This is a genomic window from Stenotrophomonas sp., from assembly GCF_032099025.1.
GTDB lineage: Bacteria > Pseudomonadota > Gammaproteobacteria > Xanthomonadales > Xanthomonadaceae > Stenotrophomonas.
The window spans coordinates 1-16,855 of the sequence record NZ_DAMCID010000046.1 but is presented as its reverse complement, the minus strand read 5'-3'; the positions used below and the strand labels follow the sequence as shown (position 1 = coordinate 16,855).

Annotated in this window: 11 protein-coding genes and 1 pseudogene; 10 read left to right on the top strand and 2 right to left on the bottom strand. The window is 68.8% G+C overall.

The annotated features are described in order from the left end of the window. The first annotated feature begins 226 nt into the window (after positions 1–226). The 7 genes and pseudogenes from RT456_RS18905 (at position 227) to RT456_RS18875 (ending at position 10,636) form a co-directional block, all read left to right on the top strand. Positions 227–2,878, top strand: coding sequence for a DUF2339 domain-containing protein (locus RT456_RS18905; protein ID WP_313348936.1), 2,652 nt, complete (start codon positions 227–229; stop codon positions 2,876–2,878). Beyond that, the gene (locus RT456_RS18900; protein ID WP_313348934.1) at positions 2,875–4,236 is read left to right on the top strand and encodes a DUF3999 domain-containing protein; all 1,362 of its coding nucleotides are present in this window, start codon (positions 2,875–2,877) and stop codon (positions 4,234–4,236) included. The genes RT456_RS18905 and RT456_RS18900 overlap by 4 nt, the downstream gene beginning before the upstream one ends. Before the next feature lie 154 nt (positions 4,237–4,390). Continuing rightward, positions 4,391–5,566, top strand: coding sequence for a phosphoglycerate kinase (locus RT456_RS18895; RefSeq protein WP_313348933.1), 1,176 nt, complete (start codon positions 4,391–4,393; stop codon positions 5,564–5,566). A gap of 116 nt (positions 5,567–5,682) precedes the next feature. Then, a pseudogene (locus RT456_RS18890) lies at positions 5,683–6,309 on the top strand (HAD hydrolase-like protein); the annotation flags it as partial. A 157-nt stretch (positions 6,310–6,466) separates the two neighbouring features. Beyond that, complete coding sequence (gene pyk / locus RT456_RS18885) at positions 6,467–7,933, top strand: pyruvate kinase (protein WP_313348931.1); 1,467 nt, start codon at positions 6,467–6,469, stop codon at positions 7,931–7,933. Between the two features lie 229 nt (positions 7,934–8,162). Continuing rightward, the gene (locus RT456_RS18880; RefSeq protein WP_313348929.1) at positions 8,163–9,167 is read left to right on the top strand and encodes a class I fructose-bisphosphate aldolase; all 1,005 of its coding nucleotides are present in this window, start codon (positions 8,163–8,165) and stop codon (positions 9,165–9,167) included. A gap of 158 nt (positions 9,168–9,325) precedes the next feature. Beyond that, positions 9,326–10,636, top strand: a complete 1,311-nt coding sequence (locus RT456_RS18875; RefSeq protein ID WP_313348927.1) for a M1 family metallopeptidase — start codon at positions 9,326–9,328, stop codon at positions 10,634–10,636. 12 nt (positions 10,637–10,648) lie between these two features. Here RT456_RS18875 and RT456_RS18870 read toward each other — a convergent pair whose 3' ends face one another. Both RT456_RS18870 and cysK read right to left on the bottom strand, forming a co-directional pair. Next, positions 10,649–11,248: an O-acetyl-ADP-ribose deacetylase gene (locus RT456_RS18870; RefSeq protein ID WP_313348924.1), complete on the bottom strand. Its 600-nt coding sequence runs from the start codon at positions 11,246–11,248 to the stop codon at positions 10,649–10,651. Between the two features lie 238 nt (positions 11,249–11,486). Then, entirely contained in the window at positions 11,487–12,446 is a 960-nt protein-coding gene (gene cysK / locus RT456_RS18865) for a cysteine synthase A (protein ID WP_313348922.1), read from the bottom strand. Positions 12,447–12,679: 233 nt separating this feature from the next. On the opposite strand from cysK, the gene RT456_RS18860 reads away from it, so the two are divergent. From RT456_RS18860 to RT456_RS18850, 3 genes are all read left to right on the top strand, one after another. Then, the gene (locus tag RT456_RS18860; RefSeq protein WP_313348920.1) at positions 12,680–13,663 is read left to right on the top strand and encodes a LysR family transcriptional regulator; all 984 of its coding nucleotides are present in this window, start codon (positions 12,680–12,682) and stop codon (positions 13,661–13,663) included. A gap of 363 nt (positions 13,664–14,026) precedes the next feature. Further along, complete coding sequence (locus tag RT456_RS18855) at positions 14,027–14,566, top strand: hypothetical protein (RefSeq protein WP_313348917.1); 540 nt, start codon at positions 14,027–14,029, stop codon at positions 14,564–14,566. Positions 14,567–14,643: 77 nt separating this feature from the next. Further along, positions 14,644–16,704: a TonB-dependent copper receptor gene (locus RT456_RS18850; RefSeq protein WP_313348914.1), complete on the top strand. Its 2,061-nt coding sequence runs from the start codon at positions 14,644–14,646 to the stop codon at positions 16,702–16,704. Positions 16,705–16,855 lie beyond the last annotated feature (151 nt).

Genomic DNA, 16,855 nt, shown 5'->3' with positions numbered 1-16,855 from the left:
GCTGTTGATGAACCTTCGCCGGCAAGGGCGTGGCGGCCCCGCGCTCGCCCCACCGGCAGCCGCTGTTGATGAACCTTCGCCGGCAAGGGCGTGGCGGCCCCGCGCTCGATCCACCGGCGGCCGCGTCTGGTTAAGCGCCCGCCCCCGATTCAGTTAGCATGTCGGCGTGCCGCTGGCGCCACGCTTGTCCAGGTGGACCGTGGCGTTCCCTTGAGGATGACGCGGAATGGAAGCTTTGATTGTCCTGGCGGTACTGCTGCTGTTGGCCGTACCGGTGTTGCTGGTGGTGGGATTGGTGATGATTGCCGGCCTGCGTCGGCGGGTGGCGGCGCTGGAACAGGCGCGCTTCGACGCTGCGGTGCCAAGGCCGGAACCCGTTGCCGACGCTGCGGTGCCGTGGGTGGAGCGCCCTTACGCGCCCGCGCCGGTGGCGACGCCATTGGCCACCGAGCTGCCCTCCATCGCAGAACCGGTGGTTGCCGCGCGCGCCGCGGCCGCCGCGCCGCCACCGCTGCCCCCCACGCCAACGCCCGACGCGCAGCCGTTCATTCCGCCGCCGCCGCGCGGGCCGGACCTGGGCGAGCGCATCGTCGGCACCATCAAACGCTGGTTCACCGAAGGCAACGTGCCGGTCAAGATCGGCATGCTGGTGCTGCTGGCGGGTGTGGCGGCGCTGCTCAAGTACGCCAGTGACCAGGGCTGGCTCAACGCGCCGATCGAGCTGCGGCTGGCTGCCATTGCGGCGGGTGCGCTGGGCGGGCTGGTGTTCGGCTGGATGCAGCGCGAACGCCGGCGTCTGTTCGCGCTGGCGCTGCAGGGCGGCACGATCGGTATCCTGTTGCTGACCATCTTTGCCGCGTTCAAACGCTACGATCTGATCGACCCCGGCATTGCGTTCGCGATGAGCATCCTGCTGATCGCCGGGATGGGTGTGCTGGCGGTGGTGCAGAACTCGCGCACGCTGGCGGTGCTGGGCATTCTGGCCGGCTTCATGGCGCCGATCTGGCTGTCTACCGGCAGTGGCAATCACGTGGCGCTGTTCACCTACTACGCCGTGCTCAACGCGGCCATCCTGGCCATTGCCTGGTGGCGGCCGTGGCGCGTGCTCAATCTGCTGGGCTTCGCCTTCACCTTCGGTATCGGGACCACGTGGGGCGTGCTGCAGTACAACGCCGACAAGTTCGCCAGCACGGAGCCGTTCCTGCTGCTGTTCTTCGGGTTCTATCTGCTGATCCCGATCCTCTACGCGCGCCGCCAGCCGGCGGAGAAGCGCGATCTGGTCGATGGAAGCCTGGTGTTCGGCACGCCGCTGATCGCGTTCTCGCTGCAGGCGGGCATGCTGCATGACGATCGCCTGGTGTTGGCGCTGTGCGCGTTGGGACTGGCGGCGTTGTATGCCGGGCTGGGGTGGGCGCTGATCCGACGTGAGCGCTATGCGGCGTTGGGGCAGTCGCATGCGGTGCTGGCGGTGGGCTTTGCCACGCTCGCCGTGCCGCTGGCATTGTCCGCGCGTGCCACCGCCAGCGTGTTTGCGCTGGAAGGTGCGGCGCTGGTCTGGCTGGGCCTGCGCCAGCAGCGGCTGCTGCCGCAGATCGCCGGGGCGTTGCTGCAGCTGGGGGCGGCCTTCGGGTTCGTGGTGGGCGCGGACTACTGGCTGCACGATGCCACCGCCATCGCCAACCCCACCTTCATGAGTGGGCTGCTGCTGGCCCTGGCCGGCTTCGCCTCGGCCTTCAGCTACCGGCGTGCCGGCCGCACCGAGCCGGCGGTTGTCTATTACGGGTGGGGCCTGCTGTGGTGGCTGGGTGTGGCGAGTCACGAGATCAGCCGCTTCGTGGCGGCCGACAGCCGTCCCGACGCGCTGCTGGGCGTGGTGGCGGTCACGGCGTGGCTCGCGGCCGAAGTGCACCGGCGCATGCCGGCGCGTGCGCTGGTGTTCACCACGCTGGGCATGCTGCTGGCGGCGTTCCCGCTGGCGCTGTGGCAGGTGGATGCGCATGGGCAGCCGTTCGCCGGCTGGGGCGTGCTGGCGTGGGTGGCGTTCGCGGTACTCGGCGTGCGCAGCCTGTGGTGCCTGCGCGGCGGGCAGGACCGCGCGGCGATCGCGGCACAGTTCATCTGGTGGCTGCTGTGGCCCACGGTGCTGTCGCTGGCCGCGTCGTGGCTGGCCGACCGTTTCGCATTGGCACAGGGCTGGGCGCTGGCCGCCGCGCTGCTGCCGTGGCTGGCCGTTGTCGCCGTGTCACTGCAGCGCTGGCGCTGGCTGGCGGTCCCGCTCGGCGAGCGCTTCGACGCCGCGCGGCACGCGTTGCAGGGCACGTTGTTCGCGATACTCGGGGTGGCGTGGTTGGGCTTCCTGTTCGCGCCCGGTGCGGCCTCGCCGCTGCCGTGGGTGCCGCTGGTGAATCCGCTGGAGCTGGCGCAGCTGGCCGTGCTGGCGCTGCTCGCACGCTGGCTGTGGACCGGCCAGGCGCCGGCGTCGCTGCAGGCCCGGCGCATTCCGCTGCTGGCCGTGGCCGGCTTCGTCGCCCTCACCAGCATCACCCTGCACGCCGTGCACCATTGGGGTGGGGTGCCGTGGAACGACCGCCTGTGGTCGTCCACGCTGGCCCAGACCAGCCTGACCGTGGTCTGGAGCGTGCTTGGGGTGATCAGCTGGGTGTGGGGCTCGCGTCGCGGGCAACGCGCGCTGTGGCTGGTGGGTGCGGTGCTGATGGGCGTCGTGCTGGCCAAGCTGGTGCTGATCGACCGCCAGCATCTGGGCAACCTGCTGGGTATTTCTTCCTTCATCGCCTATGGCCTGCTGTGCACGGTCGTGGGTTACCTGGCACCGGCGCCGCCGCGTGCACCGGACATTGCCGTGGAGTCGCCGCCGTGAACAGTCTTCCTCGCCTCATCGCAGGCCTTTCGCTCGCGCTGGCCGCCCCGGCGCTGTGGGCGGCCGACGCCCGCCAGGACTACCGCGAGCAGTGGCCCCTGCAGTTGTCCGCGCCGCAGGCCGGCGCCTACCGGCTGATGCTGGGCGAGGCGCAGTACCGCAGTGCGGTGTCGCCCGAACTGGCCGATGTACAGGTCTTCAACGCACAGGGGCAGGCGTTGCCTGCGGCGGTGTTCTCGGCGGACCAGCCGCTGGCCCAGGCGGCGCAGTGGCAGACGCTGGCGTGGTTCCCGCTGCCAGCCCAGGGCGGTGGGGCCGGCGACGACCTGCAGCTGCTGACCGAACGCAATACCGATGGCAGCGTGCGCCGGGTCGAGGCACGGCTTGGCCGCAGCGTCGGCGGCGCCGGGCCGGGCGGCTGGCTGGTGGACGCCAGTGCGCTGCGCACCGGGGTGCAGGCGCTGCGCCTGGACTGGCAGGCCTCGCAGGCACTGCAGGTGCGTGTGCGCGTGGAGGCCAGCGACGACCTGCGCGACTGGCAGCGCGTGGCCGATGACGTGGCGCTGGTGGACCTGCAGCACGAGGGGCGCCGCCTGCAGCAGCGGCGCATCGAGATCGGTCGCCAGGCGAAGTATTTCCGCATCGTGCCGGTGAGCGGCGATGCGCTGCCCGCCTTGTCGTCGGTGCAGGCCGAACGGGTGCCGGTGGCGCAGGCAATCGACTGGCAGTGGCGCGCCCTGGCCGGCAGCGCCGGCAAGCCGGGCGAGTTCGAGTACACGCTGGACGGCCGCTTCCCGATTGCCCAGGCGGATATCACCACCGCCGACAACAGCGTCGTGCAATGGACGCTGCTCAGCCGCGATGATCCCAACCAGCCCTGGCAGGTGCGCGCCGGGCCGTGGGTGGCCTACCAGCTGCAGGACACTGCGCAGCGTCGGCAGTCGCAGGCACAGTCGCTGGCGGTGCCCACGCGCGACCGTTACTGGAAGCTCACGGCGTCGCAGGCGCAGGTCGCGGCCGCACCGACCCTCAAGCTGGGCTATCAGCCCGAGGCACTGGTGTTCCTGAGCCAGGGCGAGGCACCGTTCAGCGTGGCGGCTGGCAGCGTGCGTGCCGCCCGCATCGACGCACCGGTGGGCACGGTGATCGCGCAACTGCGCGAGCAGCAGGGCGCGCAGTGGCAGCCCGCGCTGGCCACGGTGCAGGGGCCAGCGCAGCCGCTGGGCGGCGACGCCGCAGTGCAGGCCGCGCGCGACTGGAAGCGCTGGCTGCTGTGGGGCCTGCTGCTGCTGGGGGTGCTCATCGTAGGCGGGTTCGCCATGAGCCTGTTGCGGCAGAAGCCGCAACAGAGCGGGTGATCACCCACGGTGATCACCTGCCGGTCGGTTTCCATACCGGTCGGTTTCCGCGGTAGGTAACGACCGTTGGTCGTTACGCGGCGGGGGATCGTTACAATGGGCGTCTGCGCCGTGCGCGGCGCCCTTTCCTTTTCCGCCAAAGAGTTGCTGCCCCATGTCCATCGTTCGCATGACCGACCTCGACCTCTCCGGCAAGCGTGTGCTGATCCGCCAGGACCTGAACGTGCCGATCGAAGATGGCCGCATCACGTCCGAACAGCGCATCACCGCCTCGCTGCCGACGTTGAAGCTGGCCCTGGACAAAGGCGCGGCGGTGATGGTGACCTCGCACCTGGGACGGCCCAAAGAAGGCGTCTGGAGCGAAGCCGAGTCGCTGGCGCCGGTGGCGCTGCGTCTGTCCGCGCTGCTGGGTGTTGACGTGCCGCTGGTGCGCGACTGGGTCGACGGTGTCGACGTTGCCCCCGGCTCGATCGTGCTGCTGGAAAACTGCCGCATGAACGTGGGCGAGGGCAAGGATGACGAGACGCTGGCGCGCAAGTACGCCGCGCTCTGCGATGTGTTCGTGATGGATGCCTTTGGCACCGCGCACCGCGCCCAGGCGTCCACCCACGGCGTGATCCGTTTCGCCCCGGTCGCCGCCGGCGGTCCGTTGCTGATGGGGGAGCTGGACGCCCTGGCCAAGGCGCTGCACGCGCCGGCACAGCCGCTGCTGGCCATCGTGGCCGGCAGCAAGGTCAGCACCAAGCTGGAACTGCTGGCCAACCTGGTCGGCAAGGTCGACCAGCTGATCGTCGGTGGTGGCATCGCCAACACCTTCATCGCCGCTGCCGGTCATCCGGTGGGCAAGTCGCTGTACGAACCGGACCTGCTGGAGACCGCGACGAAGATCGTGGCCGATGCCAAGGCCCGTGGCGCGGAGATTCCGCTGCCGACCGACGTGGTGGTCGCCAAGCAGTTCCATCCGGACGCCGAAGCCACCGTCAAGGCGGTCGACGCGGTGGCCGAGGACGACCTGATCCTGGATATCGGCCCGCAGACCGCGCAGCACTATGCCGGGCTGATCGCCAAGGCCGGCACCGTGGTGTGGAACGGTCCGGTCGGCGTGTTCGAGTTCGAGGCCTTCAGCAACGGCACCCAGGCGCTGGCACAGGCCATCGCGACCTCGCCGGCCTTCTCCATCGCCGGCGGCGGCGACACCCTGGCCGCGGTCGACAAGTACGACATCGCCGACCAGGTCAGCTACATCTCCACCGGCGGCGGCGCGTTCCTCGAATTCCTGGAAGGCAAGACCCTGCCGGCCGTAGCGGCCCTCGAGGCCCGCGGCGCATGACCCTCGGAGTAGTGACGACTGTTAGTCGTCAAGCAGTAACGACTGTTAGTCGTCAAGCAGTAACGACTGTTAGTCGTCAAGCTCCAGGTCCTGAAACCAAAGAAGAGCGAACAACGCTCTTCTTCGACCTCGACGGCACCCTCATCGATTCGGCGGTCGGCATCACCCAATGCGTGGCGCACGCGCTTACGCAGATGGGGCGCCCGGTCCCGCCGCAGGAAGAGCTGCGGCGCTGGATCGGGCCCTCGCTGCGCACCAGCTTCGCGCCGCTGTTCGAGGATCCGGCCCAGGTCGAGCAGGCGGTGACGTACTACCGCGAGCGCTTCGACGTGGTCGGCTGGCGCGAGCATGAGGTCTACCCGCGCATCGGCCAGGTGGTGCAGGACCTGCACGCACGTGGCCACCGGCTGGCGATTGTCACCGCCAAGAACGAGCCACATGCGCGGCGTATCGTCGAGCACCTGCCGTTTGGCGGGTGCTTCGAGGATGTGATCGGCGCGACCCCGGACGGCAGCCGCAGCGAGAAGCCGCAGCTGGTGGCCGAGGCGCTGGGCCGGCTCTCGCTGCCGCCACAACAGTGCTGGATGATCGGTGACCGGCGCATGGACATCGAGGGCGCGCGCCACCACCAGATGCGCAACGTCGGCGTGCTGTGGGGCTTTGGCGGTGCCGAAGAGCTGCAGGCTGCTGGCGCCCAGCACCTGGCCGCCACCCCGGATGCACTGCTCTCGCTGCTCGACTGAACGGCGCGGCGGCGTTCCGTACGCCGCCGCATGTCGCATGCGCGTCCATCGCTGTCTGCAGGACATCGGCGAAACCCAGACGCGACAATGCTGTAAACGTATTCATGGGACGTGAAGGGTGTGCTAATTTCCCTCCTTTACCGGGAGCCCATTTACCATGATTGAGCGTCAGCGCCGTACCAAGATCCTTGCCACCCTCGGACCGGCAACCGACCCGCCGGGCGTGCTGGAGGATCTGTTCCGCGCCGGCGTGAACGTGGTCCGCCTCAACTTCAGCCACGGCGATCCGTCCGGCCAGGCCAAGCGTGCCGCCGACGTCCGCGCCGCCGCGCAGCGCGTGGGCGTGGAAGTGGGCATCCTGGCCGATCTGCCGGGCCCGAAGATCCGCATCGAGCGTTTCGCCGAAGGCAAGATCAAGCTCAAGGCGGGCGACCGCTTCGACCTGGTGGCCTCGGCCAACCCGCCGCCGGGTGACACCACCCAGGTGGGCGTCAGCTACCTGGGCCTGCCGCAGGACGTGGTGGCCGGTGACGTGCTGCTGCTCGACGACGGCCTGATGCAGCTGCAGGTCATCGAAGTGCAGGGTGAGCGCATCATCAACACCGTGCTCAACGACGGCGTGCTGTCCGATCGAAAGGGCCTGAACAAGCAGGGCGGTGGCCTGTCGCTCGGCGCGCTGACCGAGCGCGACAAGGAACTGATCGGCATCGTGGCCAAGATCGGCGTCGATTTCATCGCCGTCTCGTTCTGCCGCAACGCGCAGGACATGAACGACGCCCGCGCGATCGCCGAATCGCACGGCTGCTATGCCGCGCTGGTCTCGAAGATCGAGCGCACCGAGGCGATCGAGAACCTGGAAGAGATCGTCGACGCCAGCGACGTGGTGATGGTGGCGCGTGGCGACCTGGGCGTGGAAATCGGCGACGCCGAGCTGCCGGGCCTGCAGAAGAAGATCATCAAGGCCTCGCTGGCGCAGAACAAGGTGGTGATCACCGCCACCCAGATGCTGCAGTCCATGGTCGAAAGCCCGATCCCGACCCGCGCCGAAGTGCTGGACGTGGCCAACTCGGTCATCGACGGTACCGATGCGGTGATGCTCTCGGCCGAAACCGCTGCCGGCGCCTACCCGGTCAAGGCCGTGGAAGCCATGGCCCGCATCTGCCTGGGTGCCGAACGCCAGTTCCAGACCGAAACCGACTTCGGCGCTTCGCCGCGCAACCTGGAACGTGCCGACCAGGCTATCGCCATGGCCACCATGTTCCTGTCCCAGCACGTGGGCGTGCGCGCGATCGTGGCCATGACCGAATCCGGTGGCACCGCGCGCTATCTGTCGCGCTTCCGTGCCTCGGCGCCGGTGTTCGCGGTGACCCGTCATGACGGCGCACGCCGCCAGATGGCGCTGATGCGCGATGTGTTCCCGATCAACTTCGACAGCCGCGGCTTCACCCCGCGCGAAGCCGCTCGCGGCAGCATCCGCCTGCTGGTGGAAGCCAACCAGCTGCAGGCCGGTGACCGCGTGGTGTTCACCAGCGGTGAGCACATGGAAACCCATGGCGCCACCAACACCCTGCGCCTGCTGGAAGTGGGTGAAGACGGCCGCGCCAGCGGGCTGGGCGACCTGTAATACGGGGGCGGGTAACGCCGGGCGCCGCCCGGCGTTACGTATGCGTCAGGGGACGGCTGAAACCGTTCCCGGATTCTAAATTCCAGCAGAATCAATTGGTTCTGTGAAGCGGTTTCACCGCGTGTGCGGTTGCGGATGGGCGCGTGGGGACGCGTTCACCGGTTTGGCGCGTCCGTGACACTGCGGCCCGCTATAATCGGCGTTTTCCCGCACCCGCCACAGGAAATACATGAGCATCGAACAGCTGGCCGAAACCGCCCAGGCCATGGTCGCCCCGGGCAAGGGCATCATCGCCATCGACGAATCCACCGGCACCATCGGCAAGCGCTTCGCCAGCGTTGGCCTGGAGAACACCGAGGAGAACCGTCGCGCCTACCGCGAAATGCTGCTGACCACGCCGAAGCTGAACGAGCATGTCTCCGGCGCGATCCTGTATGACGAAACCATTCGCCAGTCCACCAAGGACGGCGTGCCGTTCGCCAAGTACATGGCCGATAACGGCATCATTCCGGGCATCAAGGTCGACAAGGGCGCCCATGCGCTGGCCGGCTGCCCGGGCGAGCTGGTCACCGAAGGCCTCGATGGCCTGCGTGAGCGCCTGCAGGAGTACTACAAGCTGGGTGCGCGTTTCGCCAAGTGGCGTGCGGTCATCAACATCGGTGAAAGCATTCCGTCGGGTACCTGCATCGAGTCCAACGCGCACGCGCTGGCCCGTTATGCGGCCCTGTGCCAGGAATGTGGCCTGGTGCCGATGGTGGAGCCGGAAGTGATCATGGACGGCGACCATGACATCGAGACCTGCTACGAAGTGACCGAAGCCACGCTGCGTTCGCTGTTCGACGCGCTGTACCAGCAGAACGTGCTGCTGGAAGGCACCATCCTGAAGGCCTCGATGGTCATCTCGGGCAAGGGCTGCGACGAGCAGGCCGACGTCGAGGAAGTGGCCGAATCCACCGTGATGTGCCTCAAGAGCACCGTGCCGGCGATCCTGCCGGGCGTGGTGTTCCTGTCCGGCGGCCAGGGTGACGAGCAGTCCACCGCGCACCTCAACGCGATGAACCAGATGGGCAACCTGCCGTGGCCGCTGAGCTTCTCCTACGGCCGCGCCATGCAGCAGGCCGCGCTGAAGCTGTGGGCCAAGGACACCAAGGCCAACGTCACCAAGGCGCAGCAGACGGTCTACGACCGCGCCAAGGAAAACGGCCAGGCCGCGCAGGGCAAGTGGAACGGCTGATCCACGCCGCTCGCATGCAATGAAAAAACGCCGGCCCAGTGCCGGCGTTTTTTCTTCCGCCTTTCGCTCTCAGAGCCACGCCCTGCGTGGCTGCTTTGCTTGCGCTCTGGCACCATGTGCAGCCACGCAGGGCGTGGCTCTACAGGGAGGGTGTATTGATGCGTGCGGAATGGATGGTGCTGCTCTTGTTGTCCACCTCAGGCGCGGCCCATGCCTCCGCCGCGCGCGGCTTCGACGTGCTGCATTACGACGTCGCGCTCGTGCCTGACATCGCAGGCAAGCAGGTGGCCGGCACACAGGCGATACAGTTGCGCTCTGAAAGCCCAGGGTTGACCCAGGTCGTGCTCGACAGCGGCGAGCTCAAGGTCAGTGCGATCAGCGTCCAGCGCCGCCCGCAACGCTTTGAGCAACGCGAGGGAAAGCTGCAGATCACCCTCGACCGCGCCCTCAAGCGCGATGCGGTCGCAACGCTACAGCTCACCTATACCGGCAGCCCGCCGTACGGCCTCGAATTCGCCCCCGAGCGCGACGAGGTCTACACGATCTTCTCCACACGCCAGTGGATGCCGTCGGTGGACGCACCGGACGAGCGCGCAACCCTGCGCCTGTCGGTGACACTGCCGGCGGGCCTGCTCGCCACCGGTACCGGGCGCGCGCTGCCAGCGCGCACCTTGGCTGATGGCCGCGTGGAACACCGCTGGCGGCTGGATACGCCGATGCCCGGCTACGTGTACGGCTTTGCTGCAGGGCGCTACCAGCAGGCGCAGGCCAAACAAGCGGGCATTGCGCTGCGCTTCCTGTCCGCCGAGCGCTCGCCGGAACAACTGCAGGCGATCTTCGCGCGCACCGGCGGCATGCTGGACTTCTTCGCCGCACGGGCCGGCCTGCCGTATCGGGGCGATTACCAGCAGGCGCTGGTGGCCGACACCATCGGGCAGGAAATGGCCGGGGTGTCGCTGATGTCAGAAGCGTATGGGCAGGAGGTGCTGGACGACCCCGACCATGTCGCACTGATCGCGCATGAGGCGGCACACCAGTGGTGGGGCAACCGCGTGACCTGCGCAAGCTGGGAGCACTTCTGGCTCAACGAGGGGTTCGCCAACTTCATGACCGCCGCGTACCTGCAGCAGTCACAGGGCGAGGCCGCGTACCAGGCGCAGGTGCAGCGTTGGCGCAGCCGGTTGGAGGCGCTGCGTGCCAAGGGGGCCGATCATGCGCTGGTGTACGACAGCTGGAACGCGCCTACAGCGGACGACCGTGCGGTGGTCTACCAGAAGGGCGCGTATGTTCTGCACCTGCTGCGAGCCGAGCTGGGAGAGGAGGTCTTCTGGCGGGGTGTCCGCGACTACACGCGCCACCATGACGGGCAGAGTGTGGTGACCGCCGATTTCCAGCGCGCCATGGAAAGAAGCGCGGGCCGTTCATTGCAGCCGTTCTTCGCGCAATGGGTGTACAGCGCCCCCCCGTAATACCGCGCCGGGTTATCCCAGCGCGGCCGGAGGCAGCGACATTTCCAGCGTTGGCAGGAAGGCCGTGGGCGTTGCTTCAAACGGCTGCCCCTGCGCGGCCAATGCGGATTGGTAGGCCTTGAACGTGGCCGAGTTGTAGGCCACCAGGATGATCCGCCGCGGTTCGCGGTGCGAACGCTGCCAGGCGACGGTTTCCGTCGCCGCAATCTGTGCCGCCTGGTGCAGCGGGTAGCCGAACACGCCGCAGCTGATGGCCGGGAAGGCGATCGACTGCAGGTCCAGCTTTTCCGCCAGCTGCAGCGACTTCCAGTAGCAGTTGGCCAGCAGCGCCGGTTCGTCACGCTGGCCGTCCTGCCAGACCGGGCCGACCGTATGGAACACGTGGCGGGCGGGCAGGTTGTAGGCGCCGGTGGCGCGCACCTCGCCGGTGGGGCAACGCACGCCGGCACGCACCTGCGGCAACGCCTCGCATTCGGCCAGCAACTGGGGGCCTGCGGCGCGATGGATCGCCCCGTCCACACCCCCGCCGCCAAGCAGGGACTCGTTGGCCGCATTGACGATCGCATCCACCGCCAGGGTCGTGATGTCGCCCTGCCACACTTCGATCTTCATGCGTACCGCTCCTTCTTGATACCGGGTCCATGCAACGGAATGTCGCCAACCTGCCTGCACCGTACCCGGCAGGGAGTCTAGGCTGCGTCATCGTCGTCTCAGGCGGTGCGACCCGGCAGGTACCGACCGATGGCCCTACCTTGCGGCGCGCCGGCTTCACGGCCCATGAAGGCAGCGCTTCAAACGCAGACGCCCACCGCAAGGGTGGGCGTCGCGTTCATCTTCAACAACGCAGGGGTCAGGGCAGGCCGGCCAGCCAGTCGTCGTCCGAGCCTTCGTTGATGTCGGCAAACAGCGGGGTGGAGAAGTAGCGCTCGCCGGTATCGGGCAGCATCGCCAACAGCACGCTGCCCGGCGCGGCCCGGGCCGCTACGTCCAGCGCACTGGCGACGGTGGCGCCGGCCGAGATGCCCACGAAGATGCCTTCCTCGGCGGCCAGCCGGCGCGAGGTCTCGATCGCGCGGGCATCGTCGATGGTCAGCAGCTCGTCGAAGATCCCGCGGTTGAGCACCTCCGGCACGAAGTCCGGGGTCCAGCCCTGGATCTTGTGCGGCTTCCACTCGGCGCCGCCCAGCAGCGCCGCACCTTCCGGTTCGGTGGCGACGATCCTGGTTTCGGGGCGGGCCACCTTCAGCACTTCCCCCACGCCGGTCAGGGTGCCGCCGGTGCCCCAGCCGGTGACGAAGTAGTCCAGGCGCTTGCCGGCGAAGTCGCGCAGGATCTCGGCGGCCGTCGTATTGCGGTGGTAGGCCGGGTTGGCGGGGTTGGTGAACTGGCTGGCGAGGAACCAGCCATGTTCCTCGGCCAGCTCGCGGGCGCGGCGGACCATGCCCGAGCCGCGTTCGGCGGCGGGGGTCAGGATCACCTTGGCGCCGTAGGCGCGCATCAGCTTGCGCCGCTCGATGGAGAAGGTCTCCACCATGGTGGCCACGAAGTGATAGCCGCGCGCGGCGGCCACCATGGCCAGCGCCACGCCGGTGTTGCCGGAGGTCGCCTCCACGATGGTGTCGCCGGGCTTGAGCAGGCCCCGGGCTTCGGCGTCGAGGATGATCGCCAGCGCCAGGCGGTCCTTGACCGAGCCGCCGGGGTTGAACGACTCCACCTTGGCGTACAGGGTCACGTGCTCGGGGGCGAGGCGGTGGAGGCGCACCACGGGGGTATTGCCGATGGTGTCCAGGATCGAGTTGTACAAGGCCATGGGAATGCTCCACGGAGAGTCGAGGGTACGCCGCGGACGCGCCGGGGCGGGGGAGGGGTAAGGCAGCCGCTGTTGGCGCGTGCCGGGCGCGACCGGGTTCCGGCAGACCGTAGCGCCGGCATATGACCGCGCGAAATGACCTGATTACCTTCATAAACAACATTTGGTTATAAGCTGGTGACGGCAACTGCCTTACAGTCCAGTGGCCCCTCCCTTCGCCTGTGCGCACGCCCATGACGCTGACCCAACTCCGTTACCTGGTCGCCATCGCCGACGCCGAGCTCAACATCACGCTGGCGGCCTCGCGCGTGCACGCCACCCAGCCCGGCCTGTCCAAGCAGCTCAAGCAGCTGGAAGATGAACTGGGCTTCCTCCTGTTCGTCCGCAAAGGCCGGAGCCTGGAGGCCGTCACGCCGGCCGGCGTGGAGGTGATCGGCCGCGCCCGCGCGGTGCTGTCCGAAGCCAACAACATCCGTACCTACGCTGCCAACCAGCGCCGCGAGAGCCAGGGCCAGCTGATCCTGACCACCACCCACACCCAGGCGCGCTTCGTGCTGCCGCCGGCGGTGGCGCGCATCAAGCAGGCCTACCCGCAGGTCAGCGTGCACCTGCAGCAGGCGGCAGAAAGCGACGCGCTGGACCTGCTCAGCCAGGGCGACGCGGACATCGCCATCATCAGCACCGCCGGTGCCGAGCCCACGGCGGGCATCGCCATCCCGCTGTACCGGTGGCGCCGGCTGGTGCTGGTACCGCGTGGGCACGCGCTGGACCGCCCCGGTGCCGCGCCGGACCTGCAGGCGCTGTCGACCCAGCCGCTGATCAGCTACGAATCCTCCACGCGCGGCAGTTCCTCGCTGCAGCGCGCCTTTGCGGCATCGGGACTGACCCCGGACATCGCGCTGACCGCACTCGACGCGGACCTGATCAAGACCTACGTGCGCACCGGCCTGGGCGTGGGGCTGCTGGCGGAAATGGCGGTCAACGCCAGCGACGAGGACCTGCGTTCCTGGCCGGCACCGGCGCCGATCGACGAGTGCATCGCCTGGGCGGTGCTGCCGCGCGACCGGGTGCTGCGCGACTACGCGCTGGAGCTGGTGCACGTGCTGGCGCCGCAGATCGACACGCGCGACCTGCGCCGGGTGATCGACGGCAACCAGGAAGCCAACTGGCCGGTGCCGCCGACGTGGGAGTCGTTGACGCAGACCATCACCGTTTGAAAACGGTGATGGTCCGCGCATTCCACCTCCACCCCGCCCCGTCGGCACGCAGCCGGATTCCGTAGTGCCGGCCGCTGGCCGGCTCCTCAAGATGCCCCGGAGCCGACCACCCGCCGGCCGCTGGCCGGCTCCTCAAGATGCCCCGGAGTCAAGCACCCGCCGGCCGCTGGCCGGCTCCTCACGATGCCCCGGAGCCGACCACCCGCCGGCCGCTGGCCGGCTCCTCAAGATGCCGCAGAGCCGACCACCGCAATCAGCGAAGGTAGGTGCCAACCGTGGGTCGGCACGCCTGCACGTGCGACGGTTCGTCGCAGTCCCCCGTTCAGCGTCATTGCCGCGAAGGTCGGCCGCTACAATCGCACCGTGAACCGCTGCCGTGCCCCGTATGCCGTCCTGCTCCAGCTCGCCTTCGTGGCGACGCTGCTGATGGCGTTGGCGCCGTTGGTCAGCCGCTGGCAGCAGGCGCAGGGCCCTTCAATCATGCTGATGCCCGGTGGCATGGCCCATGTGATGCCCGGCGCTGACGGTGCCGGCAGCCCGCCACCGCACGCTGCCACGCACCACAATGCTCCCCAGCCGGGCATGTCTCACCACGGGATGGCCCATCACGACATGACCCCGCAGGCGATGTCGACGCACGACATGTCCCTGCACGCCGGGTCAGCGCATTCCGCTGCAGCGGCCGACACTGCGCCCGCCGCACCGGTCGACCCGCATGCCGGGCATGGCGAGGCGTGCGAATACTGCATGATGGCCTCGCGGCTGATGCCGTGGCTGGCGGTACTGATCCTGTTGGTGCCGGCCCTGCCGGTGATCGCCCCTGCGGTGCTGCGCGCCGTCGCCACGCCGCGCAGCCTGCGCTGGCCCGCACACGGCGCGCGTGGCCCACCGCTTCACGCCTGAAAACCGCCCCGTTTCATTTTCCTGCCGCGCGACGCCGTCATGGCGCCGCGCGCCTGTGCGTTTTCCGGAGTTCCACCATGACCATGTCTTCCCGCAGTGCGGGCGCATCGACGCGCCTGGCTGTTTCCCTGTCGCTTGCGCTGGCCGCCCTTCCGCTGCAGGCCGCTGAACGCGACGATGCGCGCACCCTCGACACCCTGGTGGTCACCGCCAGTGCGCCGTCGTCACCGCTGCACTGGGTCACCGACCCACGCCTGCCGCGCCAGCCGGTGCCGGCCAGCGACGGCGCCGATTACCTCAAGACCGTGCCCGGCTTCACTGCCATTCGCAACGGCGGCACCAATGGCGACCCGGTGTTGCGCGGCATGTTTGGTTCGCGCCTGAACATCGTCAGCAATGAGGGCAACCTGATCGGTGCGTGCCCCTCGCGGATGGACAACCCGCTGTCCTACATCGCGCCGGAAACCTTCGACCGCCTGACCATCATCAAAGGCCCGCAGAGCGTGCGCTGGGGCGCCGGCGCATCGGCCGGCACGATCCGCTTCGAACGCGATACGCCGCGCTTCGATGCGCCCGGCATCGACCTGAACGCCAGTGCGCTGGTCGGCTCGCGCGACCGCAACGACCAGGTGCTGGACCTCACCGCCGGCGCGTCGCAGGTCTACGTGCGGGTCAACGGCAACCGCTCCGAAGCCGACGACTACAAGGACGGCAATGGCGACGTGGTGCCGTCGAAGTGGCGCAAGTGGAACAGCGATGTCGCCGTCGGTTGGACGCCCGATGCCGATACGGTGCTGGAACTGTCGGCCGGCACCGGCGATGCCATCGCGCGCTACGCCGGGCGCGGCATGGACGGTGCAGCGTTCAGGCGCACCAGTTACGCCGCGCGTTTCGAGCGCGACAACCTGCCCGGTGCATGGGACACGATCGAGGCCAACGTCTACTACAACGACGCCGACCACGTGATGGACAACTACACGCTGCGCGACCCCAACCCCGCCAGCAGCATGCCCATGCCGATGGCCTCGAACGTGGACCGGCGCACGACGGGCGGCCGCATCGCGTCCGAGTGGCGCTGGCAGGACATCGCCATCGTCGCCGGTGTCGATGTGCTGGACAGCCGTCACCGCAGCCGCAACGGGATGGGCCGCACTACCTACCGGCAGACGCCGTGGAGCACCGATGCGCGCCAGCAGAACCGCGGCGCGTTCACCGAGATCACGCTCGGCGAGGGCACGCCGCAGCGCTGGGTCGGCGGGCTGCGCATCGACCGCGCCGAGGTGACCGACGAACGGGCGACCCGCGGCATGATGGCGATGCCGAACCCGACGGCAGGCCAGCGCAGGCGTGAGGATCTGGGCAGCGGCTTCCTGCGCTACGAACACGACGCCAGCAGCGCGCTGACCGCCTATGCCGGCGTAGGCCATAGCGAACGCATGCCCGATTACTGGGAGCTGTTCTCGCCCACGATGGGCCCGGCGGGCAGTCTCAACGCGTTCAGCGCGGTGCAGCCGGAGAAGACCACCCAGCTCGATGTGGGCCTGCAGTACCGCGACGAGGGCATGAACGCGTGGGTGTCGGCCTATGCCGGGCGCCTCCAGGACTACATCCTGTTCACCTACCGCGACGGCGGCATGATGGGCAGCACGACGCAGGCCAGCAATATCGATGCACGCATCGCCGGCGCCGAGGCCGGCGCGGAGTTCGCGTTCGGGCAGGGCTGGAAGCTGGGCGGCACGCTGGCCTACGCATGGGGCGAGAACCGCACGGATGGCGGTCCGCTGCCGCAGATGCCGCCACTGGAAGCGCGCCTGAGTACCGGCTGGGAAGGCGCGCGCTGGAGCGTCGGTGCACTGGCCCGGGCGGTGTCGCGCCAGCACCGGGTGGCCACCGGGCAGGGCAATGTAGTCGCCCGCGACCTGGGCCCCAGCGCCGGTTTCGCCACGCTGGCGCTCAACGCGGGCTACCGCATCCGCGATGCGCTGCAGCTCAGCGCCGGCATCGACAACCTGTTCGACCGCGCTTACAGCGAACACCTCAACCTGGCCGGCAGCGCCGATTTCGGCTTCCCGGCCGACCCCGTCCGCATCAACGAGCCCGGTCGCACTGTCTGGATGAAGGTGAACTACCGGTACTGAGCCGCCACGCCCACGTCAGGTACCGACCGTTTGTCGGTGCGCGACTCAAAAGCCCTCGGTCTGCGAACGTCGCTGGCTTGGGCCGGCGGGTGCGGGTTTGCGGGACACGCCGTGAATCCCGCTCCGCGGTCCGGCCCAGCCGCTGGCGGCT

Excerpts from the sequence above, each read along its gene's own strand:
- RT456_RS18905 (WP_313348936.1), top strand. The coding sequence starts at position 227 with ATGGAAGCTTTGATTGTCCTGGCGGTACTGCTGCTGTTGGCCGTACCG.
- RT456_RS18895 (WP_313348933.1), top strand. The coding sequence starts at position 4,391 with ATGTCCATCGTTCGCATGACCGACCTCGACCTCTCCGGCAAGCGTGTG.
- pyk (WP_313348931.1), top strand. The coding sequence starts at position 6,467 with ATGATTGAGCGTCAGCGCCGTACCAAGATCCTTGCCACCCTCGGACCG.
- RT456_RS18880 (WP_313348929.1), top strand. The coding sequence starts at position 8,163 with ATGAGCATCGAACAGCTGGCCGAAACCGCCCAGGCCATGGTCGCCCCG.
- RT456_RS18875 (WP_313348927.1), top strand. The coding sequence starts at position 9,326 with ATGCGTGCGGAATGGATGGTGCTGCTCTTGTTGTCCACCTCAGGCGCG.
- RT456_RS18870 (WP_313348924.1), bottom strand. The coding sequence starts at position 11,248 with ATGAAGATCGAAGTGTGGCAGGGCGACATCACGACCCTGGCGGTGGAT.
- cysK (WP_313348922.1), bottom strand. The coding sequence starts at position 12,446 with ATGGCCTTGTACAACTCGATCCTGGACACCATCGGCAATACCCCCGTG.
- RT456_RS18860 (WP_313348920.1), top strand. The coding sequence starts at position 12,680 with ATGACGCTGACCCAACTCCGTTACCTGGTCGCCATCGCCGACGCCGAG.
- RT456_RS18850 (WP_313348914.1), top strand. The coding sequence starts at position 14,644 with ATGACCATGTCTTCCCGCAGTGCGGGCGCATCGACGCGCCTGGCTGTT.